We start from the raw sequence: 22862 nt of genomic DNA, 5'->3' as shown, positions 1-22862 counted from the left end.
ACAGCACGATCAGAGGAAAGAGCCGTGAATTAAAGACAAGAAGGGTCTGTTTTTCGGCCGACTTGGATTTTTTGAACCTCAAGCAGCGAGGGCCTCAAAAATCGGTGGGTACTTCAGACCTTCCCTAAAGCTTGGTATCTACCCTAAAAGCGTAAAAGTATCTAGCGATGGCTCAAGCATTAGCAACGTGTTTGGCGGGACGATTGATATAACAGGAGAAAGTCCTAGTTCGTTCACAGTAACCTATACTCATGTTCCAAATGGCGAAGTTTGTGCCAATATTATCAGAGCACAAAAAGCGGTAGGCTGGGATAGCGTCAATACCGTAACGTATGATAAAGATTACACAATAACTGATGTTGTTGCTCTATGTGGCTCAAATGGTACTGGAACCATAGATCTAGCTTTCGTTAGAGCAAATACCAATAGTTAATTGCCAAGTAATAAACCAAGCCCTTGATTGGGCTTTTTGTTTGCCTGAAATTATAAATGCATATTGAGGGATGCCTTACCAAGTCACTTCCCCTTATGGGGCTATTATCCTTGATATAGTAAAAGTGCAACATTTGTCCGCGCCAACTTGGTGCGACTGCTATCGGTAAATCAAAATTTGACAACCGAAAAAAGTGAATATAGATTTATCATGTCGAAAAAGGGATGCTTCTATGGATAAAGCAACTGATTTTGAGAGTGCAGTAAATCGGATTAATGACGCGATGCAAGCCTTGGAAGAGATAGCTTTAACAAACAGGCTTGAAGGAGGTAAAATCTTAGAATTTCTACTATCATTTAACCCAAGCATATGCGATCAAAGCGATTTAAGTATCAAAGTTGGTGCCTTGCGCATTCTGAATGAGCAGTGCGAGCCTCATGCTCGCATTATTTTGGAGCAGAGCATATCCTTAGAAATTCCTGTATGGACGACTTACAGGGATAGAATCAAAAAAATATTGTACATATAAGTTACCCTTTGACCAAGGAAGGGCGTGAGATGAAAGGAAGTTGCGATTACGAACTCGCCATACATGAAATACACATGTCCCTGCGTGCGCTTGAAGATTTGATAGTGACAGATAAACTTGAAGGAATTAAAGCCTTGGAGTTTCTTCTTTCGTTTAACCCCACGATGCATAACCAGCAAGACATTGGCATAAAGCTGGATGCGATCTCTAAGATTTGTGAAAGTCATAAAAAATATGCTAGAACCATATTGGTTCAAAGCATTAGATATGAAGTTCCTATATGGGGAGCATTCAAAGGAGTAATACAGAGGGTGATAGATCGCAGGAGGTTTTAGATAATTCAGAGTATCGGCTATTTTATTGCACATCTGTAAAGTCCTGCCAAGATGCGCCCCCCTTACGGGGCTATTATCCTTGATATAGTAAAAGTGCAACTTTAGTGCCAAATTAAAAAGTGCCAACCTCAATTAGCCCTTGGCTTTTCTTTCTATAATACGTTCTACGGCTCATATTCATTTTCTCCCAAGGCTTATCTTGGGCTTCTACCGGGCGCTCTGCATCCACATTATTTTCTTTTCTATAGTAGTAGGTGCGTTTCGGGATGCCTTCTTCTTCCCAAGGCTTGCCATCGACATAGATTAGATTTGCAGAGCTTTTCTGCCTTGACTGTTTAGCTCTCTCGCTTTTCAACTCATTAAGCCTCTCTACGGAGAAATTCCGACTTATAAACCGATAGACGCTATTCGCAATGGTTTCAACTTCTCTTGTACCTAACGGGCACTCAAACGTATTAAACACCATCGCTTGTTCAAGGATGTTTGAGCGTAGCTCTGTCTGATGGCATCTGTGCCAATTCGCATATGCCCATAAACGGAGATTTTCAAACAGTGTGCAGTTTCTACCAGAGGCGAATCCATCTTCTATTTTCTTTTTCTTTTTTTCGTCTCTATGTTTTTTAACGAGGTCTTTATCTACAAATTCATTGAGGTAATCGAGATCGTAGGGTTTATCTTCATAGGAAAAGACTTTGTAGGCGGACGATTTGAAAGGGTTCTTCGTTAAAAGCCCGTTATAGTTCATATCTGCGCCAATCCTGACAGCTAGCCCATGCTCAATATCAGAACAGTATTTAATAGGCTTTAAACGACCACTTACATCGTTTTTGATTGACGTATTTAGGATATAGGTCATGTGCGAACGACCATTATCTAAATTCCTAACAATAAGGTGTGGCGAAGGAAGACCTTTATCTGCCCAATCCAATACACTCATATCACCATCCAAGTCAAATATCATAAAATATTTATGAGTTAATGAATTAGGCTGAATATGGTGTGATTTAAGGGCTGAGTTTAACGCGCCTATCTTCTTTCCGAAGTAGTAATCGTTTGTGTGGTAGGGCTTTGCTGGAAGTTTTGACTTGTATACTTCTAATGTGTTTTCAAGTCTTAATTGGGCATTGTTCATTTTCTCCTCTAATTATTTTAGTTATTTAGGAGAAAAAATTTGAGACTGGCTCTTGCTACATCAACTTGAAATGGTATATTGGATATACAAAGCGTTGAACGTAGAAATTGATAGGCTTGGTCGCTCCCTAATTTCTACTCCTTACAAGCAAGATAACATTTACCCCTTAAAGTGCAAATTTTAAGGGGTTTGTTTTTTTGGGTCTCCTCGTTATTACCTTGGCTTTATTTTTTGCTTTATCGTTTTTGAGTCTGGCAGGTCTGGAAGTTCTTCACGATGTTCGTCAAGAACCTCCAAATGCTGGTCTATTTCTCTATCAGCTTGGTTTATGAATTCGCTACCATCCGTCCTATCATTTATCTGAATTCTTAAATAAGCGAGTCTTGCTCGTTCAAGAGCCTTTTCCTGTATATCTTGACGTTTCTCATAGAATAATTCATCAAGCCAGCCGACTACACCAGATATGAGATCACCAAGGTTTGTTTTAAATAATTTTAACTCGGCAATCCTTGCCGTTATTTCTCCTTGAATACGGTCTGACTCGGCACTTTTACTCTCAATATTTTTGATGTGGTTTTGAGTTTTCCTGCGGTAAGCATCTGCTTGTTCACGTTCCTCGGCTGTTGCTTCCTCTGCAAGCCTCTGGCGTTCTATGGCGTCCTCTGCCTTGGTCAACTGAGCTTTAACGTATTGCTGGGCTTTATGGACATAATGAGTGGCTTCCTGCTTTCGTCCTTGTGCAAGTTTTAAAGCGTTCTCCGCTTCCTCTCTTTTGATTTTTGCCAATTCATAGAGATTAAACGCACGTTCTGATTTTGGCTTTTTAGCCTCGCCATTGATGTGGCGGAGTGTATTCATGTGCCCTTCGGTCTTTTCGTGTTTTTTTGCGTAGTAAGGGGTATTTTTCAATAGTCTGTTATTGGTGTAGGCATAGAACATGTCCTGTAAATACCCGAACAATAATTGAGACTCCAAAAAATCAGGCGTCTCGCCAATCGGATCTGTTCTTGGGCGATGCTTTTTCAGATAGGCGTTAACCTTTTTGATTTGCGTCTCACGCAAGTCATAGCGCCCGGTTTTACTGTTCTTTGTGGAAATGAATAAATGCGGATGGTCGCTATGGTCTGTCTTGTTTATATCCTCGTCACCATGTAAAACGATGAAGTGAATAGGGTATTCAGGAAACACCTGCTGGTAAAAACCTTTGATTAATTCAATTCGACCTTCTGCGCTAACCCCTGAAACTTCATTTCTAGATGGGAATTTAAAAAACGCTTCTTGGATGACGGCTTGGTTTTTTCTTATTATAGGCTTTGGACCGCTTTCGATCTCGTTATGACACTCAAGAAATTTTCGCACCGTATCGAGTTTCTGATTTTTTCGTTTTATGTCGAATAAAGCAAAGTCAGACATAAGCTGTCCAGTATCAGCAATGCCTTTGACGTTGAGTATGTTTTGAAAAGCGAGGATACTTCCATCGTCAGTTTCTTTTTTGCTTGCGTTATTGACTTTGTTTTTTAGTTTTGTGCGTGCTTCCAGTAGTTCGGCTCTATTATCTTTAACGACTGTTGGCGCTTCCGCCTCATCGGTTATTTTTGCAAGTAGTGCTTCTCTCTGTTCTTTCGGGTAATCGTCAAGTCTGGTTGTGCCAGTTTCAGGAAGCCAGATTAGGTTAAGATGGGATTGCTCATCGAACCATTCCAATTTTTTTGGCTGACTTGCTGGTATACGCAGGGAGTGGCGCAGACTCTTGAATAACTGACGGCGACCGCCGTGCCCATTCGTTGATTTTTTCTTAATCTCATTTGTATAGTTCAATGTCTTAAATATCATTGACGTTATTTTTTTGCCATTCATTTTGTCCTCATATTGATGGTTATATTGGAGTAGAGCGCTTTTAGCTTCTGCCATTCCGGCAAGGAACCCGTGCTTACTACCACAAGCGAAGCGTCTTTGCGTAGCAAAGTGTGGTGGTAAGCCCAACGGGTTAGAATAAGCCATACATAAATATTAGCATTTGGGGATCAATGCTTTTTTGCTTTTTTGCTTTTTTGCTTTTTTGCTTTTTTGCTTTTTTGCTTTTTTGCTTTTTTGCTTTTTTGCTTTTTTGCTTTTTTGCTTTTTTGCTTTTTTGCTTTTGGCTGGATTTGTCCAGCCTGCTTTTTGCGCTGGATTTGTCCAGCGCCCTCACGCGTAGCGTGATGTGTAAATACTTTCACTGCCCCTATGCAAGGCTTGATGGATGTGACATAACCTTTCATAGGTGAATGGTCGGAGGCGCCAATGGAGATTCATAAAAAATTCACACTTCTTTGTATAGCTGGAAGCGTGGTTTTGGGCGTGGGGCTTACGCTTGGTGCTTCACAAGTGATATGGCTAGCAAGTGCTAATATTAGAATTGAAACCTATTCAGCCTTTCTTTTAAACCATGCCGAAATGGTAGCAGAAAACCTCACCACAGCTCTTGACGAGCTAAACAAATTGACGAGTGAGTCATGTTCTCCATTAGATTTAGATTCGATGAAATTAATCTCCTACAACTATCGTTTCATAAAGGATTCAGGAAGGGTTATAGGTAATAACGTAATATGTTCGGCTATGTGGGGAAAGATTTCACCAGCCTTTCATATTGAAGGAGAGGGTCAGCTAACAAAGAATAATGCGAGGCTTTGGCGCAGCGCATCAAGTTATTTTCCTAGTGCTACAAAGATAGATATATCAGCAAAGGGGCACTCCTTCGTTGTTACCTCACCTACCGCATTTGCTCCTTATGAGCATCCCTCCGAAGGACTCAGTTCCTCTGTGACATCGCGTGACGGATCTATTACAAGGCGCTCATTTGGAGAATTTACAAAAAGTAGCATATTTACTGGAGCGTCATCAGATATTTGCTCTGATAAATATGATATCTGCATCAAGGCAAATATTGTTGCAAATTTTTTCTCCATGAAAAGGTTCGGGCTAATCTCATTTATTTCGGTGCTGGGGGCTTTGCTAGGGTTAATGGTGTTTTATACCGTCCATCAATTTCGTAAAGTTACAGGGTCGCTGACTTATAAACTAAAAGTCGCTATTAACAACGGTCTAATTTCGACTGCTTATCAACCAATTGTTCATGGTGCAACAGGTGGCGTTGTAGGCTTTGAAGTGTTGGCGCGGTGGCACGATAAAAAATTCGGCGCAGTTTCTCCTGACGTATTTATCAGGAAAGCTGAAAGGCTCGGTTTAGAAAAAAAGCTCCACGAATTAATTGTCAGTAAGGCATTTGAGGAATACTCCAAAGGTTTATCTAGCAATCCGGGAATATATTTAGCCTTTAATGTGAGTACAAAGGACTTAGTGGATGGCGCCTTGCTTAATCATATTTCAAATACAGCCAGCCTTCACAATGTGGCGCTAGAGCAAATTGCAATAGAGATACTTGAAGGTTCAACCTGCGAAATTAGTCAAATGGGACGAAAAATTGATGATTTACGAATTGCAGGTTACAAGGTTTTGCTTGATGATTTTGGGTCAGGATATTCAAGTCTAGCTTACTTGGCAAAACTAAATGTTGATGTAATTAAAATTGACAAGACTTTCACGCAAGCTGCTGGGACAGATTCACCAGCAGCGGTTGTCTTGAAAAAAGTCTATGAAATAGCCCATACTTTGAATGCTAAAGTCGTTTTTGAAGGAGTGGAAACAGAGCATCAAAAAAAAGCAATTTTAGAAATTTGCCCTGATGCATTAATGCAGGGCTGGTTATTTAGCAAGGCATTACCAATTGCTGAGTTGACAGCCACGATCAAATCCCAGGCAGACTCTGGAAATACAATGATTTTCGCACATGACTGATTTTAACTTAGCCCTAAAAGGTGCCCAATCTTGATTGGGTGCGTTTTAGGGCTGTATATGCGTTATTTTAGATGAGGTTTATATCGAGCCGTGTAACCGTCCGGCGTTACGTCAATTGTATCTAAGTGTTTGTCAGCGTGATAAATATCAAGCTCAAAGTATTTCTTTTTGATTGGACTTATAATGAGCTTAATTTTTTGCGCTCGAAGAAAATTATTTATTTTGATGCGCCCTCTTTCTGTTAGCAAAAGGCGGTAAATCTCCATCACATTAAAGTCAGACTTGCTCGCCAAATGCATTGAGCTTATTTTCACGCTTAACATATGCTCATCTTCCTTAAGCTTGTCTAGCTCTTGGCTAACCTCATCAATCCTACTCAAAATATACTTTTGAGCGCTTTCGGAAGATTGTTCGAGAATGGCAAAGTTATTGCCTAATGCTTTCTCCTTCAAGATTATTAATCCAGAAACTTCCTCATGCTCTTTTTCAAGCGCTTTAATGTCATCCGTCTTGACGATAATTTGATGAAATGGAATGAGCGATTGATATGCCAGGAATATCGACTCTACCAATGCATATCGGTGCCTGATGCCTTTACCGGGCGTTGCATATGAGCATTGTCCTACGGTCGAAGCCTGACAAACCAAATCAACGTATAAACTTTTTTGTGCGTGATAGCGAAAAGTTGAACCGCATTTGCAAAAGACCAAGCCACGCAAAATGTTTCTGAATTCTTGTGCTCTTCGTCCTGCCAGTGATGGGTCTTGCCGTTCTTTAAGCTTCGCGCTTATCCTATGAAACTCTGATTCACTGATAAGGGCAGGGTAATAGCCCTTGATCTCCTTCTTAATTTGTATTGGCTTCCCTGCTTCCCACTCCATGGCAATATATGAACCGTATATTGCTTGCTGGTGAAGAATATTTCCTATGGTCTTGGCAGAGTATTTTTTAGGATGCCCCTCTTGGTTAAGCTCTTTGGCAATAGACTGAAACCCAATATCAAAGCATAGTTCTGTGGCGCGCTTTACGGCTTTTGCATGCTCATTAAGAGTGAATTTACCGTCTACAAGGTTAATCCAAAAAGGACAGCGCTTGGTGATAACTCCGCCATTTTCACCTTTTAAAAGGTTCCGTGCCTTGGCATCGGAAATACGCTCTGATTTGGACCGACTTTCATCATTAGCTCTTTCCAAAATATTCTGAATTAAGCTTATATCTGCACTGCTGTCTTTCTTTCGTCGAGAATATAGGCGATTGTCAAATAGGGTGTAAATCGCACAATCCGCTTGGATGATAGATATTATAAGTTCAAGCGCGTCATACCCGCCCATGCGACTAATGCGGTCGAAGGATTCGACCAATAGCAGGGCGTTTGGCAGGATTTCTTTTGCCTTTATTCGTTCTACGAATTTGGCCAGTTGTCCAGATTTTAGGTTTTTGCCTTTGAAGGCGGAAACACCTAAATCCTCGTAGCGTTCGACCTGCCTTGCTTGGGGGTATTGCTCGAAAAAACGGTTAAGCTGTTCAAGCTGTCGGATCTCCCCGAAGCCCAGCTTCTGAGCCTTGGATGAAAAGCGGATGTAGCTATAAACGTTGATTGTGTCGTCACCTTGGAACACCTCGAAAAATGCCCTTGGCAGTGGGTTTGCTGTTCTCATGGATGCTCTCAACCCCTAGTAGGTACTGGATTCTAGCCCTTTCTACAATTTGCCTCACTCATTGCATTCATTGGCGTACGGATCTCATGGCTCATGGTGGCGAGGAATGTGCTTTTGGCGCGGTTGGCCTCATCCGCCTGCTCTTTGGCTGCCCGCAGGTCTTCGAACAGCTGACGGCGTTCGCTGATGTCGATCCAGCCGCCAATGATGCCTTTCACGTCACCACTGGAATCGCGATAGGGAATGATCCAGTGATAGATCGTCAGACGTCGGCCGCCGATGTGCAGCGGCCGGTCGAGCAACAGCGGATTGCCTTCTGCGACGACCCGCTGGTAATCGGCGTGGAAGGCTTGAGCCTCAAAAGCGTTGCTCACGGTACCCTGCATGACGCTTTTGCCAATGACATCCTCGCGCTTGGCATTGAACGTTTCGAGGTAACTGTCATTGCAGCTTTGCAGCAACCCTTGGCGGTCGCGAACGTAGATAGGGTGCGGTGTGCCGTTGACCAGCGAGCGCATGAATTCGCACTGGTCGCTCAGGGCACGTTCCGCCGCCTTGCGCTGTTTGATCTGGTGGCGCATGTAGGCGTTCCACGCCAGCAAAAGCAGCAGGAGCAGGCAGGCGCCGATGATTACCTGGTAGAACAGGCGTTGGTAGTTGCGCCAGATATTTTGCGAAGCCGTGGAGTATCCACGCCAGCGGCCATTGATCACGCCCAGTTCTTCGGGGGAAATGCTCAGTAATGCTTTGTTGATGATCGAGTTCAGTTCCGGGTTGTCACGCGCGGTTACCAGCGAAAACGCAGCCTGCCCGGTGCCGATGGTAGTGGTGATTTGCAACGCTCGTTCGAAGATTTGCGAGGAAATGAAGTAGTTGGCGATCACCAGTGAATTGACTGCCCCATCGACGTGACCTTCGGCCAGCAGGGACACCGCGCTGAAGGTATCTGCCGTCTCAACCAGTTGGATGCGGGGATACTCGCTTCGCAAGTACTCAACCATCGGATTGCCTTTGGCGATCGCCAGTTGCTTGCCTTTGAGCTGGCCCAGATTGGTCGGACTGTCGGCGCTCTTGCGCGTCAGCAGGACATAGGAGTTTTCCAGATAGGGTCGACTGAAGTTCAGGGTTTTTTCCCGTTCGGCAGTCGGAAGGAGGGCGGCGATAAGGTCGGCCTGATGGCTGTCTATCTGCTGGATCATCTCCGCGTCGTTACGACTGCGCCGGATCTCGAAACGCAGGCCGGTGCGCAGTCGGATCAGTTCGAGAAGGTCGGCGCTGATCCCGCGAAAATTGCCGTCGCCGTCGAAGAAGGTCAGCGGCGCGTGTGCCTCATTCACGACCACACTGACGACAGGATGCCGGTTGCGCCATGCTTCTTCGCGTTGGGTCAGTTGCAGCTTTTTGTCGGTAAGCAGCAGATCGCTGCCGGCGCTCCAGCGTTTGGCGATGTTTTCACGCTCGCTGCGCGGCACCGCTTTGAGCACGGTGTCGATAATGCCCAACAACTGCGGATTGTCGCGGCGTACGGCGAAACTGAAACCGTGGGCTTCCTGCTTGCCGAAATTGGCCATGCGCACGTTGTTGAGGTAGCCCTTGTTGATCATGTAGTGCGTGGAAATGGTGTCGCCGAGAAATACATCGGCCTGATCGAACGCGACTGCGTTGATCGCATTCTGGTAGGAGGGGTAGCAGGTAATCAGGGCTTTGGGGTAAAGCGCCTTGACATCATGCAGCGGCAGATAGTGATAAACCATGCTCAGGCGCAATCCTGCCAGGCCTTCGGTCAATGTCCGGCTTTCGTCCTCGCGGGTCACGAGCACCGGCTGATCATTGGCGTAGGGTTCGGACAGCGCAAGGTTGGCGTTGCCGGCTTCATAGCCGTTGGCCGTACCGAGCAGGTCGATTTGACCATCGACCAGCGCGCGAATCGCGGCCTCCCGGGAGGGAAAGCGTTTGATCCGGATCGACATCCCGGTGGCCTCGCCGATAATCCCGGCATAGTCGGCGGTCAGACCTTCGTAGTCCTGGCCACTGACGGTCATGTCGAAAGGCGGATAGTCCGGCGCGGAAGTGCCCAATAGCAGCTCGCGGCGGGTTTGCAGCCACTGTCGTTGAGACTGTTCAAACGCGACCGGCATCGACTCGTTTGCCGACCGGCTGAGTAAGTTGTAGTCAGGTGAGCCGCCCTGCATGGCGAACACGTTGGCGCTCAGGAAAAACCCTGCACTCAACGCAATTAGATAGTCCTTTAAACGGCTGGGCATGCGGGGTCTCACACGAGTGCGTTGCGTTTGGCCATCTCGATAAGTTCTACAAGGGATTTGGCTTTGAGTTTTTGCATCAAACGTTTTTTGTAAGTGCTGACGGTTTTGTTGCTGAGAAACATCCCCTTGGCTATTTCCTTGTTGGTGCGACCTTGGGCAAACAATTGCAGAACCATCAATTCGCGATCATTGACGGACTTGAAGAGTTCCAGTTCCGTATAACGAACATCGTCACTGCGAACCGGATTCAACGCCTGGCTGGGGAAATAGTTGTAGCCGGAAAGTACGGCTTTTATCGCGCTGACCAGTTCACTCAAATCCTCCTGTTTGCATACATAACCGGAGGCGCCCGATTGCATGCAGCGAACACCGAACAAGGTCGGACACTGGGCGGTCAGCACGAGGGTTTTCAAAGGTGAACTCATGGCGTTGAACCGGGCCAGCACCTCCAGCCCGTCGAGTTTTGGAATGCTGATGTCGAGAATGATCAGATCAGGCATGCACTCGCGCACCATCTGCATGGCATCAACCCCATTATCGGTCTCACCGACGACCTTATAACCTTCATGTTCAAGCAGCATGCGTACGGCGAGACGAATGACCGGGTGATCGTCGACAATAAAAACGGAGTTCATAATCAAATCCCATACAAGCACGAATAAAGCGCGCACCTTAGCTCAGATGAATGAGCGCTCGCATGAGCTGACATGGCTCCAGTCGTGTTATCGGATAATTCCTACATTTAACAAGGAAAAAGACTACAGCTGAACTAGGTCAAGCGTAAGTAAGTGCAGGAATCGTATTGGCTTATAGTTCGCCTTTTTCTTTTTGCAAATGCTGGTTGTAATTGGCTTTTTCAATAGTGTTTAAGTTTGGTGAGATCTGACGAGTTGGCGGGTAGTCTTTAGCGGTTACATTGCGTTATAAATCGACAAGAGTTTGCCGTTGTTAATGGCATCGTGCAGATAAGTGAGCCCCTTGCATTCAGCTGGCCGGGATTTCCGGCCAGCTGAATGAGGCGAAGTCAGTGACTGGAGCGACCGGTCATTTCCAGCGCCATGTCGCTGGCGTAGCCATCGGTCATGCCGGCGATGAAATCGATCATGCGCAAAAATGACGTGTGCAGCGAACCTTGCGGGTCAGGTGCGTTGTTGCCCAGCAGATCGAGGATGCGCCGGCTCTTGAACGACGGGGTGCGTCCATTGTGTTGTTCCAGTGCGGCGCCGCAAAACGAATTGAGCAGGATCTCCAGCGTCGTGTAGGCGCCGATTTCGTGCAGCGTCTTGCGTTTGTCCTGGAAGATCTTCTTGCGGGCAATGTCCTTGGCGTTCAATACACAGCGCTTGGCCGGGCCATGCATGTGCTCGACCAGATCGCCGTGCAGCGTGCCGGCCAGCAACGCATCCTGTTGCTCTACAAAGGCTCGCGCCGCTGCATTGGTCAGATGTTCGATGGCCTTGCCGCGCAGGATCGCGAGTTTGCGCCGCCGCGAATCCTGCGGGCCAAGCTGGCGGTAGGTTTCCGGCAGGTCATCGCCCACCAGTCCGAGCAGCAGCGATTCGACTTCGGCGTACTCCAGCAACTCCATCTCAAGGCCGTCTTCCAGATCGATCAGTGCATAGCAGATGTCATCGGCGGCTTCCATCAGGTACACCAACGGATGACGCGCCCAGCGCTGATCTTCGAGTTGTGGCAGGCCAAGCTTGTGAGCAATCTGCTCCAGCAGCGGCAGTTCGCTCTGATAGCAGCCGAACTTGTGTTTCTTGTAGCCGAGGGAATCCGCGTGACGGGCCGTCCACGGGTATTTCAGATAAGTGCCGAGGGTGGCATAAGTCAGGCGTGTACCGCCGTCGAACTGATGGTACTCAAGCTGAGTGAGCACGCGGAAACCCTGGGCATTGCCTTCGAAATTGAGGAAGTCACCGCGCTCTGCTTCACTCATGCCATCCAGCCAGCCGCGCCCGGCCGCCTGCTGAAACCAGTGGCGAATCGCGTCTTCACCGGAATGACCGAACGGCGGGTTGCCAATGTCATGAGCGAGGCAGGCCGATTGCACGACCATGCCCAGGTCACTCGGATCGCACCATTGCGGCAGCGCACTGCGCAGTGTTTCGCCGACGCGCATACCCAGCGAGCGGCCCACACAACTGACTTCCAGCGAGTGGGTCAGGCGGGTGTGAATGTGATCGTTGCTGGTAACCGGATGCACCTGGGTTTTACGACCCAGGCGGCGGAAGGCGCCTGAAAAAATGATGCGGTCATGATCTTTGTGAAAAGGGCTGCGGCCAAGTTCCTGCGGGCTGTGCAGCGGCTTTCCTAGACGTTCGCGGTTGAGCAGGGTTTGCCAATCCAAGGCTGATTCTCTCCGTCTGATGGATGAATTGCCCTAGCTTCCCGGTTCAGGTCTGCGCCTGCAAGTGGAACTACAGTCCCGCCGCATCAATGTCGATCAACAGCAACCGCTCACCGTTGTCGAAAAATTGCCCGGCCGTCAGGCAATACTGGTTGCTGGTGGCATCGCGGTAGGTGTTGGACAGGGTCAGGCGCCGCTCCTCCCAGCCTTCGGCGAGCAAATGGTAGAAGTACGGACGCCACGACCAGTTGTGCCCCAGATAGCGGTCATCAGATACCCAGCCGTCGTGGCGCCATTCCAGATTGGGGGTCAGTTGCGTGCCATGGCGATCGCATTGGTAAAACCGCAGCAGCCATGGGAAAGCGTCCAGTTGCGGTAATGCGCTGAGTGGCGCACGAGCGTGTGCCCAGCTCTGCAGGATCGCCATCAATTCACTGAGTTGATGGCGCATCTGCATCAATCGTCCTCGCTCGGTGAGCTTCTGCTGAACGTAGCGCTGGCGCAGTTCGGCAAAACGTTGCACAAACGCGTCGGTGGCAAAGAACGCCTCTTGCGCCCGCGCGAACAGAAAACCCTGCACATAACGCGATCCGCATTCCAGGGCAAAATTCAGTTGTGCTTCGGTCTCGACGCCCTCGGCGATGATCCAGCACCCCGTCTTCTCGGCCATCTGCGCCAGGGCCTTGACCACGTCGCTGCTTGGCCCGCCCCTGGCTGCGGCCTGAAACAGGCGCATGTCGAGCTTGAGAATGTCCGGTTGCAGGGCCAGCACCCGATCGAGCTGTGAGTGACCGGCGCCAAAATCGTCGATGGCGATTCGCGCCCCCGCCTTGCGATAGCGGCCAACCACTTCGGCCAGACGTTGGCTGTTACCGCCAAGTTCGGTGATCTCGAACACGATGCGTTGCGGATCGACATTGTGTCGCGCCATTTGTTTGAGGCTGGGCAGCGCCTGGTCGGGGCGCAGACGGCTGATCCAGTGGGGCGACATGTTCAGGCTGAGAAACCAGTCTGCCGGGGCTTCGTGCAGACGGCTCAAGGCGTTGTCGCGGATCTGGCGGTCGAGGCGGCGCAGGGCAATGGCGGGGGTACGCGGATCGGCGAACAACGGCCCGACCGATGTCAGTTGTCCATCAGCCTGGCGCAGACGGCCAAGTGCTTCGACGCCTGCAATACGCCCTGTGGCGGTATCGATGAAAGGTTGAAAGCAGGCGAGCGGTTGCCCGTCGATCACGAGGCCTCCTTAGTCGTTGTTGTTCTGAGTGAACCCGCCGACCGGGTAGGCACGCGGGATTGAACCTCCAGGTAAAGAGGTCAATCCCGCCGACATTGCAAGAATGTAGCCAGATACGTCAGTTCAGCGTTTGCCAGAACTCTGCATGACCAGTCTGATCAGTGGGCCAAGGCTGGTTCCCAGGCGAATCAGTCGAGTCAGGCCACCGACACCGCCGCTTTTCGCGCCTTTGCCGGTGACAAAACCCAACAGCGTGACCGCGGCAACACCCCACAACGGCGCGTGTTTGATCCCGAATCCGCCTTGCAGGTTTTGCGACATGCCACGCATGCGCTGCAGAGGTTGCAGCACTTGCCCGGCTTCGTGGCGGATTTCCTGCCGATGCATTTCCATGCGCAGGCGAATCAGTGCCTTGCGCATTTCCCGACGTGAGCTGTTGTGTGGAAGTTCAGGCAGGCTCATGGCAGCAGGCGCTCCCGGTCGTTGGCCAGCTCTTCGAGCGTGCCATGGAAGGGTGAGGATTCATCGAACACCGCAGCCTTGAGGCGCAATCCGCAGAACGCAGCTGCAAGGGTATAGAACACGCACAGGCCGATGATCGCAGGCAGGCGGTAGGTGTCCCAGAATACGATCAACACCAGCGTCGACAAGCCGACAAGCAATAGCAGGGCAAACACCAAAGCCAGACCTGCGAACAACAACAGGCTGACCGTGCGTGCTTTCTGTTCCTGCAGTTCGATGCCGAACAACTCGACATGACTGTGCAACAAGCCGAGGACAGCGGCGCCCAGACGCCGCGTGGAGGATGAGGTGCCCGCAGCCGGGCCGGATTCACCGATCGACATAATCAGCGCCGAGTAGCTAGCAGGCCGATCAAAAAGCCCACACCGGCAGCGATGCCCACGGACTGCCAAGGATTGGCCGACACGTAGTCTTCGGTGGCGGTGACTGCCGCCTGACCGCGTTCGCGCAGGGTGTCTTCGGTCAGCTTCAGGGTTTCGCGTGCACGCAGCAGACTGTCGTGGATCTGTGCACGCAGCTCATCTGCCTGATCACCGGCCAGAGTGGCGGTGTGCTCGAGCAACCGCTCGGTGTCGGCGACCAGGGTCTGGAAGTCGTTCATCAGGATGTCTTGAGCAGTCTTTGCCTTGATGCTGGCCATGGGTGGATCTCCGTATATGTGGCTTCTGAATCGTTCGAGTATGAGCCTTGCGTGAAGGTTCAGTACAAATGACTGGTACAACTTTTGCTGTGCCGTGGTGCGTCGGCGGTCAGGCGTGCGCTGTTGCCGGGCGTACAGGCTGCAAAAGCCTGACGCAAATTATCCCGGTTCGTGCCAGCACATCGATCTCGTGCGCCAAAGCGGTTCATCGGACCTTCAGGTTCATGACTGTGCGGGCGTAACTTGGTGCATGAAATGTGTGCATGAACTGCTTTGGTGCCTTTTTATCTTTCAGGTCTGCCTCTTTATGGAAAATCTGCAAAGCGCTGTGGAAACATTGGTTCACAGCTCCAATACGTTGTTCATCCTGATCGGTGCGGTGATGGTGCTGGCGATGCATGCCGGTTTCGCCTTTCTGGAAGTCGGTACGGTACGCCAGAAAAACCAGGTCAACGCGCTGTCGAAGATTCTCAGCGATTTCGCTGTCTCGACCCTGGCCTATTTCTTTATAGGTTACTGGATCTCTTACGGCGTGACCTTCATGCAGCCGGCAGCAGTGCTGAGTGCCGATCATGGCTATGGACTGGTGAAGTTTTTCTTCCTGCTGACCTTCGCAGCGGCGATCCCGGCAATTATCTCCGGAGGCATTGCCGAACGCGCGCGCTTCGTTCCGCAGTTGTGCGCCACAGCGCTGATCGTTGCGTTCATCTATCCGTTTTTCGAAGGGATGATCTGGAACGGCAACTATGGTCTGCAGGCGTGGCTGACGGCTCGGTTCGGCGCCGCGTTTCATGATTTTGCAGGTTCCGTGGTGGTGCATGCCATGGGCGGTTGGCTGGCGCTGGCGGCGGTGCTGTTGCTGGGTCCGCGCAACGGGCGTTATCGCGACGGACGACTGGTGGCCTTCGCGCCATCGAGCATTCCATTTCTGGCATTGGGCTCGTGGATTCTGATTGTCGGCTGGTTCGGCTTTAACGTGATGAGCGCACAGACCTTGCAAGGCGTCAGCGGCCTGGTGGCGGTCAACTCGTTGATGGCGATGGTCGGCGGCACCATGGCGGCATTGATCGTCGGACGCAATGACCCAGGCTTTCTGCATAACGGCCCGCTGGCCGGATTGGTGGCGATCTGCGCAGGTTCCGATCTGATGCATCCGGTCGGTGCTCTGGTGACCGGGGCCATCGCCGGCGCGCTGTTTGTCTGGTGCTTTACGGCGGCGCAGGTCAAGTGGCGCATCGACGACGTGCTGGGCGTTTGGCCGTTGCACGGTTTGTGCGGCGTGTGGGGCGGGATTGCCTGCGGGATTTTCGGCCAGACCGCGCTCGGCGGGCTTGGTGGCGTCAGCCTGATCAGCCAGATGATTGGCACGGCGCTCGGCGTGGCGGTGGCGTTGATCGGTGGTTTTGTCGTTTACGGCGTGATCAAGGCGCTGCATGGGCTGCGCCTGAGTCAGGAACAAGAGTATTACGGCGCCGACCTGTCGGTGCACAAGATCGGCGCGGTGAGCCAGGATTAGGTTTCTTCATCATTGGCTCCGGAATAAAAACCGTGCAGCAGGCGATATCGGTCTCTTCGCACTTGATCGGCTTTCTCTTGTACTTGTCGCGCCGACAAGCCGAGCATGATCAAGGCGTGAGAGCCGAGCATCAGGCTCGATTCCAACAGCTCCGGCACCACTTCACTGGCGCCGGCAGCTTTGAGTTCGGCCAATTCGCTGTCGTCGCGGGTGCGTACCAGGATCGGTATCTGATCATTGAGGCGACGTGCCTCCTTGAGAATGCGCATCGCAACGTCGGTTTGATCCACCGCAATCACTAGTAGTTTTGCGCGTAGCAGGCCGACGGCGGTGAGCAAGTCACCGCGTGATGAGTCGCCGTAATGCACGTCACTTTCTTCGGTGGCGGCTTCCTGTACCCGCACCGGGTCATTGTCCAAAGCGATGTAAGGCTGCTTTGCGTTACGCATGAAGCGGCCGATGGATTGACCGACCCGTCCGTATCCGCAAATCACCACATGCTGGTCGAGGTCGGCGTTGAGCGCGCTGATGTGCTCGATCTGTGCTTCCTCATTGGGTTTGCGGTGCAGGGCCGTGGCGATGCGTGGGGCGGCGCGTAACAGGATGGGGGTCAGCAGCATCGAGCAGAACGTCGCTGCAAGCAGCAAGGCGCCAAGCTTTTCGGGCAGCATGCTGTTCTGTTGCATCTGCGCCATCAGCGCGAAGCAGAATTCGCCTCCCTGAGCCAGGGCCAGACCGCTGCGCCATGCGGTTTCACTGTCACTGCCGCGCCACTTCACCAGCAACGCCACCACGACGCCTTTGATGATCATCAAGCCGACAGTCAGCCCGAGGATCAACAGGCCGTCGCTGACGAACAATTGCAAATCGATCAGCATGCCGATGCTGACAAAAAACACCCCGAGCAGAATGTCGCGGAAGGGCCGGATATCGGCTTCGATCTGATGCCGGTAATGGCTTTCACCCAGCAACATGCCGGCCAGAAAAGCACCCAGGGCGGGAGACAGGCCGAGCAAGTGAGTCAGCCACGCGGTAAGCAGCACAATCACCAGCGCCAACAGCACAAATAATTCTGCCGAGCGTGAGGCCGCGACTTCGTGGAACAGCCGGGGCAGCAACCAACGACTGGCCAGCAACAGGCCGACAAACAACACCACGGTTTTCGCCAGCGTCAGCGGCAGTGCCCAGTACCAGGCCTGATCGCTGCTGCCGGCAAAAACCGGCACCAGCGTCAGCAGCAACACCGCGACCACATCCTGAAACAGCAAGACGCCGACCGCATTCTGCCCGTGGCTGCTGAACACCTCACCGAGGCTGCCCAATTCCTTGGTCACGATCGCCGTGGAGGACAATGCAAGCCCGGCGCCGAGCAGAAACGCTGGCGTTATCGGCATGCCCAAGAGCATCAATAACAGGCCCAGCACTGCCGCGCTGACCAATACTTGCTGACTGCCAAGACGAAACACCAATTGGCGCAAGGCGATCATCTTTGAAAGGGAAAACTCCAGGCCGAGGGAAAAAAGCAGGAACACCACGCCCAGTTCCGCCACGTCGGGCAGATGTTCACTCTCATTGACCCAATCGAATGCATTGGGGCCGACCAGCAATCCCACGCACAGATAGCCCAATACTGGTGGCAGCCGCAGGCGGCGAAACAGGGCAATCACCACTAGGGATGAGGCGAGGATGATCAACAGGTTGGCAAACACTGGACACTCCGAGGTCAGGCTCTGGCTTCTCAAGCGTAGAAGCAAAAAAACCGTAAGCATCGCGTAATCGTCTTTTGCGTGCGCTGATTTGCATCAGGGTTTTGCGCGCGAACTGTTGCGCATGCGCTCAAGCCTTTGGGCGGCGGTGGCTCGACGGGTTTTCAGTGGCGGCCTAGAATAGGCGGATTAATTTGTGGTTGAGCAATCATGCCTCCTGAATGTCAGCTGTTCGGCACCCTGGGGTGTCATCTGTGTGAAGTCGCTGAAGCTGAGCTGATGCCTCTCGTCGAACACGGCTTGCTGGTTGAATTGGTGGATATCGCCGAAGACGAATCCTGGTATGAGGCTTATAGCCTGCGGATTCCGGTGCTGCGGCGAGTCGACACCGGAGCGGAACTGGACTGGCCATTCAGCGCCGACGAGGTTGTGAATTTCCTGAGCTAGCCTGTTCCCGTGCAGCGCCCGCTGGTCGCCAGCACAAATCCATCCCTTGGCACTTCCCGGCTTATTCGGTTACTGTATGTTCATACAGTAATTGGGTCAGAGGGACGAACCGTGGTCAATGTCGAACAGTTGAAGAACAGCGTGAACCGGATGTCGGTTGACGTGGTGCGCGAGGCCGTTCTGGAATTGCGCCTGGACGGGCTGGTCACGGAAGGCAAGACGCCATTCAACAAGCTGCATTTCAATACGTGTTTTGCGGAGATCGAAGCCTTGTTTCAGCGCGCCGGTTATCACAAGCAACTGGACGTGGTCGGGTATCAGGGCCTGATGTACGCCTTGTATGACCCGGGTCGTTGGGAAGCTGTCGACGTGTTGCGCTGGCTCAAGGAGTTCACCGACGCGGCGGCGCTCAAATCGATTCCGGCCTGAGGATTCTGCGCTAGGTTCGTTTCCCTCAGTGCTGGATAATGCCGGCCTGCCTTGAGGGTTCGAATTTTCATATGTCCACATCAACGTTTTCCGCTGCACAGAATCAGGCCAGCACGCTTTATCTGCCGCCCGGCGCCTGGCTGACCGTACTCGATTGCTTGTGCGAGCATTTCAGCGCCATTGGACGCGAGCAGTGGCTGGACCGGATCGCTCGGGGGCGGGTGCTGGATGCTCACGGTCAGCCGATTGCGCTGGATTTGCCCTACAAGGAAGGCCTGCGCATTCACTACTTTCGCGAAGTGCCGGACGAAAAACCGATCCCTGTGGTCGAGTCGATTCTCTACGCCGATGAGCACCTGGTGGTGGCTGACAAGCCGCATTTTCTACCAGTGACGCCGGCCGGCGAGTACGTAGAGCAAACCTTGCTGCGCAGGCTGATCCGGCGTCTGGACAATCCCCATCTGGTGCCCCTGCACAGGATCGACCGGCATACCGCGGGGCTGGTGATTTTCTCGGCCAACCCGCAAACCCGTTCCGCCTATCAGTCGCTGTTTCCAACGCGACAGATCGACAAGCGCTACGAAGCCATTGCCCCGGCATTGCCTGGACTCGATTTTCCCCTGGTGCACAAAAGCCGTCTGGTCGATGGCGAACCGTTTTTCCGAATGCAAGAGGGGCCCGGTGTCAGCAACACCGAAACGGCTGTGGAGGTTCGGGAAAAGAACGGCGACCTTTGGCGTTATGGCCTGTACCCGGTGACCGGCAAAAAACATCAGCTTCGGGTACACATGACCGCCCTTGGCGCGAGTATCTGCAATGACCCGTTTTACCCGGACGCACTGAAGGACGTTGAAGATGACTACGCTCATCCGTTGAAGCTTCTGGCGCAAGGCTTGCGTTTTATCGACCCGGTCACTGGCGAGGAGCGCGAGTTCGAAAGTCGTATCACCTTGCAGTGGTGACGTCGTTGCAACTTTTCGAGCGCCCATCAAAAAGCCCGCAATCAATGCGGGCTTTTTTGTGTCCGGCGTCGCCGTTGAGCTTACAGCTCTTTAACGGTACGAACCTGATCCTTGTTGATGCGTGTTTCTTTGCCGTCCAGTTGCTGGAACTCGTAGAAGCCCGAATCGTCATCGTATTTCGGGGTGTCGACGGCCTGGATTTCGCGACCATCATTCAAGGTGATCACTGTAGGCGAGGAGCAACCTGCGAGGGTAGCAAGGCCCAGTGCGAGCATGAAAGTGGCGAGGGTCCGTTGAGTCATGAGTGTGTCTCCGAATGGGAATTCTTTTGGTTACTGAGCTTGAGACGTATACAAGGCGTGAGAGTTCCTTGAATAGTGTCAGTCTGACACAGTGTTGTGAGCATTTAACAGTTCGGGAGTGTTGAGGTTGGCCAGTCGCGGGTCGTTGTCGGGACATTTCAGTGCCATGGCACCGAGCCCGCGCATGACCCGACCGGGGCTGCGTTCGCCAGCGTCCCAGGCGTTTTCGAATGCCGATGAAAGGGCTGTCGGAATCACACACAACAGCGGTTCCCAATGTTCGTCATGCCACAACATTAAAGGTTTTTCAGGATTCTGATTGGCTGACTCGCGCATGCTTTGCAGCAACGCATCGTCGATCCGCGGGACATCGCAAGGCAATACCAGCAAGTGCGAATGTCGCGCGGCTTTGAGGCCTGCGCGAATTCCGGCCAACGGACCTGGAAAGTCGCCTTCGTCATCCTCCACCAATTGATCGGCCAGCGGCGCGTAACGCTCGCGATTGCGGTTGCAGGAAATGATCAGGTCATCGGTCAGCGGACGGGTCTTGCGCTGCAAGTGCGCAATCAACGGTTCGCCCTGCCATTGCACCAGACCTTTGTCCTGGCCGCCCATGCGTTGGCCGCGCCCGCCCGCCAGGAGCAGAATGGAGCAGGGCGGCAGTTGCGTCTCAAAGGTCATGGCAGCTCTCCACAGGGGCGGCGAAAAAACAGGGCGCTGTGATATAACACCGCACCGTTTCTCCTACAACTGGACGAGCCTATGAAAGCCAAGGCTGATGTACCTTTCGTGCCGCTCAATATCGCGGTGCTGACTGTCAGTGATACCCGTACTCTGGAAACCGACACCTCAGGCCAGGTCTTTGTCGACCGCCTGGCAGCGGCCGGCCACAATCTGGCGGCGCGGGTCTTGCTTAAAGATGACCTCTACAAAATTCGCGCGCAAGTCGCCAACTGGATCGCCGATGATGTGGTGCAGGTTGTGCTGATTACCGGTGGCACCGGGTTCACCGGCCGCGACAGTACACCGGAAGCTGTGGCGTGCCTGCTAGACAAGCAAGTTGATGGGTTTGGCGAGTTGTTCCGACAGATATCGGTGGCCGATATCGGCACCTCTACCGTGCAGTCCCGTGCGCTGGCCGGTCTGGCCAACGGTACGCTGGTTTGCTGTCTGCCAGGCTCGACCAACGCCGTGCGCACGGGTTGGGATGGCATTCTCGGTGAGCAACTGGACGCTCGTCACCGTCCATGCAATTTTGTCACTCATCTGAAGCAGGCCGCGCCTTGTGAATCCCGTGGGTAAGCCGGGCAAGACGGGCTCGCTGATGCCCGTCGAAGTTGCGCTGACGCGTCTGCTGGGAATGGCTGATGCGTCACCGATTGCCGAGCACGAATATTTGCCGCTGGCGCAGGTCGAGGGTCGAGTGTTGGCCGAAGACCTGATTTCGACCCTGGATTTGCCACCCTGGCCGAATAGCGCAATGGACGGTTATGCGCTGAACCTGGTCGACTGGACGGGCGAAGCCATGACGGTCAGTCAAAAAGTGTTCGCCGGGCAATCTCCGCAAGCCCTGAAACCCGGCACGTGCGCGCGGATTTTCACCGGGGCGCCGGTACCGCCGGGTGCCGATTGCGTGGAAATGCAGGAAAACGCTGAGGTTCAGGCCGATGCAAGCGTGCGCTTCATTCAGCCGATGAAGATTGGCCAGAACATTCGTCCGCAAGGCCAGGAAACCACGGTCGGCGAGTTGATCTTGCCGGCAGGAACCCGGCTTGGCCCGATAGAGCAGGGGTTGGTTGCCTCGCTGGGCTGTGCCGGCGTCAAGGTTGTGCGCAAGGTTCGCGTGGCGGTGATTTCTACCGGTGACGAATTGGTCGAACCGGGGCAGCCGCTGGGGCCGGGTCAGATCTACAACAGCAATCGGGTGTTGCTGTGCAGCTGGTTGGAGCGTCTGGGCTGCGAAGTGATCGACGCCGGTATTCTGCCGGATGATCTCGCCACCACCCGGGCCCGTTTGGGTGAGTTGCAGGATGTTGATCTGATTCTTTCCACCGGTGGCGTCTCGGTGGGTGAAGCTGATTTTCTTGGTATCGCCTTGCGAGAAGAAGGGGAGCTGGCCCTTTGGAAGCTAGCGATCAAGCCCGGAAAACCGCTGACATTCGGCCATTTCCGCAATGTGCCGGTTATCGGGTTGCCTGGCAATCCGGCTTCGACGTTGGTTACGTTTGCATTACTGGCTCGGCCTTATCTGTTGCGACGTCAGGGGGTGCAGGACGTCGAGCCTTTGAAGTTCACGGTACCAGCGGGCTTTGTCTGGCCAGTTGCCGGTAATCGGCGTGAATATCTGCGGGGCCGTCTTGAGCAGGGGCGGGCGACTATTTACCGCAACCAGAGCTCGGGTGTGCTGCGCAGCGCCGCATGGGCAGACGGATTGGTGGAAGTGCTGGAGGGACGCACACTGCTCGAAGGAGACGAGGTCGTCTTCATCCCGCTAAGTGATCTCCTGGGCTGAATCCTGTTTCGCAGATGCAGGCATGGGCTGATCCAGCCGGTGCCTGCAAAG

General features: G+C 52.2%; 23 protein-coding genes and 1 pseudogene. 10 read left to right on the top strand and 14 right to left on the bottom strand.

Annotation, left to right across the window (positions count from 1 at the left end; genetic code table 11):
- Positions 1-28 precede the first annotated feature (28 nt).
- The 3 genes from IEQ42_RS27825 to IEQ42_RS25405 all read left to right on the top strand — a co-directional run bounded on the left by IEQ42_RS27825 (position 29) and on the right by IEQ42_RS25405 (position 1297).
- Positions 29-433, top strand: coding sequence for a type 4 pilus major pilin (locus IEQ42_RS27825; protein ID WP_210705937.1), 405 nt, complete (start codon positions 29-31; stop codon positions 431-433).
- Between the two features lie 232 nt (positions 434-665).
- On the top strand, positions 666-962 hold the full coding sequence (locus tag IEQ42_RS25410) for a hypothetical protein (RefSeq protein ID WP_210705934.1): 297 nt from the start codon (positions 666-668) through the stop codon (positions 960-962).
- Between the two features lie 74 nt (positions 963-1036).
- Complete coding sequence (locus tag IEQ42_RS25405) at positions 1037-1297, top strand: hypothetical protein (protein WP_210705933.1); 261 nt, start codon at positions 1037-1039, stop codon at positions 1295-1297.
- Between the two features lie 112 nt (positions 1298-1409).
- Here the strand turns inward: IEQ42_RS25405 and IEQ42_RS25400 are convergent, their stop codons facing one another.
- From IEQ42_RS25400 to IEQ42_RS25390, 3 genes are all read right to left on the bottom strand, one after another.
- Positions 1410-2429 carry a replication initiation protein gene (locus IEQ42_RS25400; RefSeq protein WP_210705932.1) on the bottom strand — a complete coding sequence of 340 codons (1020 nt, stop codon included), beginning with the start codon at positions 2427-2429 and terminating at the stop codon, positions 1410-1412.
- 213 nt (positions 2430-2642) lie between these two features.
- Positions 2643-4430, bottom strand: coding sequence for a hypothetical protein (locus tag IEQ42_RS25395; RefSeq protein ID WP_210705931.1), 1788 nt, complete (start codon positions 4428-4430; stop codon positions 2643-2645).
- A 23-nt stretch (positions 4431-4453) separates the two neighbouring features.
- The gene (locus tag IEQ42_RS25390; protein ID WP_210705930.1) at positions 4454-4690 is read right to left on the bottom strand and encodes a hypothetical protein; all 237 of its coding nucleotides are present in this window, start codon (positions 4688-4690) and stop codon (positions 4454-4456) included.
- 22 nt (positions 4691-4712) lie between these two features.
- On the opposite strand from IEQ42_RS25390, the gene IEQ42_RS25385 reads away from it, so the two are divergent.
- Positions 4713-6266 (top strand): EAL domain-containing protein, encoded by a 1554-nt coding sequence (locus tag IEQ42_RS25385; protein ID WP_210705929.1) that lies wholly within the window; start codon positions 4713-4715, stop codon positions 6264-6266.
- A gap of 62 nt (positions 6267-6328) precedes the next feature.
- Here the strand turns inward: IEQ42_RS25385 and IEQ42_RS25380 are convergent, their stop codons facing one another.
- From IEQ42_RS25380 to IEQ42_RS25345, 8 genes and pseudogenes are all read right to left on the bottom strand, one after another.
- Entirely contained in the window at positions 6329-7924 is a 1596-nt protein-coding gene (locus IEQ42_RS25380) for a recombinase family protein (protein WP_078473470.1), read from the bottom strand.
- Positions 7925-7983: 59 nt separating this feature from the next.
- A pseudogene (locus tag IEQ42_RS25375) lies at positions 7984-10188 on the bottom strand (transporter substrate-binding domain-containing protein); the annotation flags it as partial.
- 8 nt (positions 10189-10196) lie between these two features.
- Positions 10197-10823 carry a response regulator transcription factor gene (locus IEQ42_RS25370; RefSeq protein ID WP_047302336.1) on the bottom strand — a complete coding sequence of 209 codons (627 nt, stop codon included), beginning with the start codon at positions 10821-10823 and terminating at the stop codon, positions 10197-10199.
- A 389-nt stretch (positions 10824-11212) separates the two neighbouring features.
- Positions 11213-12541: a deoxyguanosinetriphosphate triphosphohydrolase gene (locus tag IEQ42_RS25365; RefSeq protein ID WP_042560247.1), complete on the bottom strand. Its 1329-nt coding sequence runs from the start codon at positions 12539-12541 to the stop codon at positions 11213-11215.
- A 70-nt stretch (positions 12542-12611) separates the two neighbouring features.
- The gene (locus tag IEQ42_RS25360; RefSeq protein WP_210705928.1) at positions 12612-13775 is read right to left on the bottom strand and encodes an EAL domain-containing protein; all 1164 of its coding nucleotides are present in this window, start codon (positions 13773-13775) and stop codon (positions 12612-12614) included.
- 123 nt (positions 13776-13898) lie between these two features.
- Positions 13899-14237, bottom strand: a complete 339-nt coding sequence (locus IEQ42_RS25355; RefSeq protein WP_210705927.1) for a hypothetical protein — start codon at positions 14235-14237, stop codon at positions 13899-13901.
- A complete protein-coding gene (locus IEQ42_RS25350) occupies positions 14234-14620 on the bottom strand; it encodes a phage holin family protein (RefSeq protein WP_042560244.1) in 387 nt (128 codons plus the stop codon). Before IEQ42_RS25350 ends, IEQ42_RS25355 begins: the two co-directional genes overlap by 4 nt.
- A 2-nt stretch (positions 14621-14622) precedes the next feature.
- On the bottom strand, positions 14623-14937 hold the full coding sequence (locus IEQ42_RS25345; RefSeq protein ID WP_042560243.1) for an ElaB/YgaM/YqjD family protein: 315 nt from the start codon (positions 14935-14937) through the stop codon (positions 14623-14625).
- 307 nt (positions 14938-15244) lie between these two features.
- Here IEQ42_RS25345 and IEQ42_RS25340 point away from each other — a divergent pair, with 307 nt between their 5' ends.
- Positions 15245-16453 (top strand): ammonium transporter, encoded by a 1209-nt coding sequence (locus IEQ42_RS25340; protein WP_210705926.1) that lies wholly within the window; start codon positions 15245-15247, stop codon positions 16451-16453.
- On the opposite strand, the gene IEQ42_RS25335 is transcribed toward IEQ42_RS25340, so the two are convergent.
- Positions 16450-18162, bottom strand: coding sequence for a cation:proton antiporter (locus IEQ42_RS25335; protein ID WP_200616714.1), 1713 nt, complete (start codon positions 18160-18162; stop codon positions 16450-16452). The genes IEQ42_RS25340 and IEQ42_RS25335 overlap by 4 nt on opposite strands.
- A gap of 207 nt (positions 18163-18369) precedes the next feature.
- Here IEQ42_RS25335 and IEQ42_RS25330 point away from each other — a divergent pair, with 207 nt between their 5' ends.
- The 3 genes from IEQ42_RS25330 to IEQ42_RS25320 all read left to right on the top strand — a co-directional run bounded on the left by IEQ42_RS25330 (position 18370) and on the right by IEQ42_RS25320 (position 19997).
- Positions 18370-18606 carry a glutaredoxin family protein gene (locus IEQ42_RS25330; RefSeq protein ID WP_042560240.1) on the top strand — a complete coding sequence of 79 codons (237 nt, stop codon included), beginning with the start codon at positions 18370-18372 and terminating at the stop codon, positions 18604-18606.
- A 111-nt stretch (positions 18607-18717) separates the two neighbouring features.
- Positions 18718-19035, top strand: a complete 318-nt coding sequence (locus IEQ42_RS25325; RefSeq protein WP_042560239.1) for a transcriptional regulator — start codon at positions 18718-18720, stop codon at positions 19033-19035.
- A 71-nt stretch (positions 19036-19106) separates the two neighbouring features.
- On the top strand, positions 19107-19997 hold the full coding sequence (locus IEQ42_RS25320; protein ID WP_150593173.1) for a pseudouridine synthase: 891 nt from the start codon (positions 19107-19109) through the stop codon (positions 19995-19997).
- 80 nt (positions 19998-20077) lie between these two features.
- Here IEQ42_RS25320 and IEQ42_RS25315 read toward each other — a convergent pair whose 3' ends face one another.
- Both IEQ42_RS25315 and mobA read right to left on the bottom strand, forming a co-directional pair.
- The gene (locus IEQ42_RS25315; RefSeq protein ID WP_016770600.1) at positions 20078-20299 is read right to left on the bottom strand and encodes a YgdI/YgdR family lipoprotein; all 222 of its coding nucleotides are present in this window, start codon (positions 20297-20299) and stop codon (positions 20078-20080) included.
- A gap of 78 nt (positions 20300-20377) precedes the next feature.
- The gene (gene mobA, locus IEQ42_RS25310; protein WP_210705925.1) at positions 20378-20980 is read right to left on the bottom strand and encodes a molybdenum cofactor guanylyltransferase MobA; all 603 of its coding nucleotides are present in this window, start codon (positions 20978-20980) and stop codon (positions 20378-20380) included.
- 81 nt (positions 20981-21061) lie between these two features.
- Between mobA and moaB the strand changes: the two genes are divergently transcribed.
- On the top strand, positions 21062-21601 hold the full coding sequence (gene moaB, locus IEQ42_RS25305) for a molybdenum cofactor biosynthesis protein B (protein ID WP_042560237.1): 540 nt from the start codon (positions 21062-21064) through the stop codon (positions 21599-21601).
- On the top strand, positions 21585-22811 hold the full coding sequence (locus IEQ42_RS25300) for a molybdopterin molybdotransferase MoeA (RefSeq protein ID WP_210705924.1): 1227 nt from the start codon (positions 21585-21587) through the stop codon (positions 22809-22811). Before moaB ends, IEQ42_RS25300 begins: the two co-directional genes overlap by 17 nt.
- Positions 22812-22862 lie beyond the last annotated feature (51 nt).

Origin of the sequence: Pseudomonas iridis (assembly GCF_017980685.1) — a bacterium.
In the GTDB taxonomy this organism is placed as follows: Bacteria; Pseudomonadota; Gammaproteobacteria; order Pseudomonadales; family Pseudomonadaceae; genus Aquipseudomonas; species Aquipseudomonas iridis.
Note: the sequence above shows the minus strand (reverse complement) of the source record. Positions and strands in the feature narration are given on the sequence as shown.

Bases quoted from the DNA above. Each gene is read 5' to 3' on its own strand.
- moaB (WP_042560237.1), top strand. From the start codon at position 21,062: ATGAAAGCCAAGGCTGATGTACCTTTCGTGCCGCTCAATATCGCGGTG.
- IEQ42_RS25315 (WP_016770600.1), bottom strand. From the start codon at position 20,299: ATGACTCAACGGACCCTCGCCACTTTCATGCTCGCACTGGGCCTTGCT.
- IEQ42_RS25320 (WP_150593173.1), top strand. From the start codon at position 19,107: ATGTCCACATCAACGTTTTCCGCTGCACAGAATCAGGCCAGCACGCTT.
- IEQ42_RS25380 (WP_078473470.1), bottom strand. From the start codon at position 7,924: ATGAGAACAGCAAACCCACTGCCAAGGGCATTTTTCGAGGTGTTCCAA.
- IEQ42_RS25385 (WP_210705929.1), top strand. From the start codon at position 4,713: ATGGAGATTCATAAAAAATTCACACTTCTTTGTATAGCTGGAAGCGTG.
- IEQ42_RS25340 (WP_210705926.1), top strand. From the start codon at position 15,245: ATGGAAAATCTGCAAAGCGCTGTGGAAACATTGGTTCACAGCTCCAAT.
- IEQ42_RS25405 (WP_210705933.1), top strand. From the start codon at position 1,037: ATGTCCCTGCGTGCGCTTGAAGATTTGATAGTGACAGATAAACTTGAA.
- IEQ42_RS25410 (WP_210705934.1), top strand. From the start codon at position 666: ATGGATAAAGCAACTGATTTTGAGAGTGCAGTAAATCGGATTAATGAC.
- IEQ42_RS25330 (WP_042560240.1), top strand. From the start codon at position 18,370: ATGCCTCCTGAATGTCAGCTGTTCGGCACCCTGGGGTGTCATCTGTGT.
- IEQ42_RS25400 (WP_210705932.1), bottom strand. From the start codon at position 2,429: ATGAACAATGCCCAATTAAGACTTGAAAACACATTAGAAGTATACAAG.
- IEQ42_RS25370 (WP_047302336.1), bottom strand. From the start codon at position 10,823: ATGAACTCCGTTTTTATTGTCGACGATCACCCGGTCATTCGTCTCGCC.
- IEQ42_RS25395 (WP_210705931.1), bottom strand. From the start codon at position 4,430: ATGGCTTATTCTAACCCGTTGGGCTTACCACCACACTTTGCTACGCAA.
- mobA (WP_210705925.1), bottom strand. From the start codon at position 20,980: ATGACCTTTGAGACGCAACTGCCGCCCTGCTCCATTCTGCTCCTGGCG.
- IEQ42_RS25350 (WP_042560244.1), bottom strand. From the start codon at position 14,620: ATGTCGATCGGTGAATCCGGCCCGGCTGCGGGCACCTCATCCTCCACG.
- IEQ42_RS25390 (WP_210705930.1), bottom strand. From the start codon at position 4,690: ATGAAAGGTTATGTCACATCCATCAAGCCTTGCATAGGGGCAGTGAAA.
- IEQ42_RS25345 (WP_042560243.1), bottom strand. From the start codon at position 14,937: ATGGCCAGCATCAAGGCAAAGACTGCTCAAGACATCCTGATGAACGAC.
- IEQ42_RS25355 (WP_210705927.1), bottom strand. From the start codon at position 14,237: ATGAGCCTGCCTGAACTTCCACACAACAGCTCACGTCGGGAAATGCGC.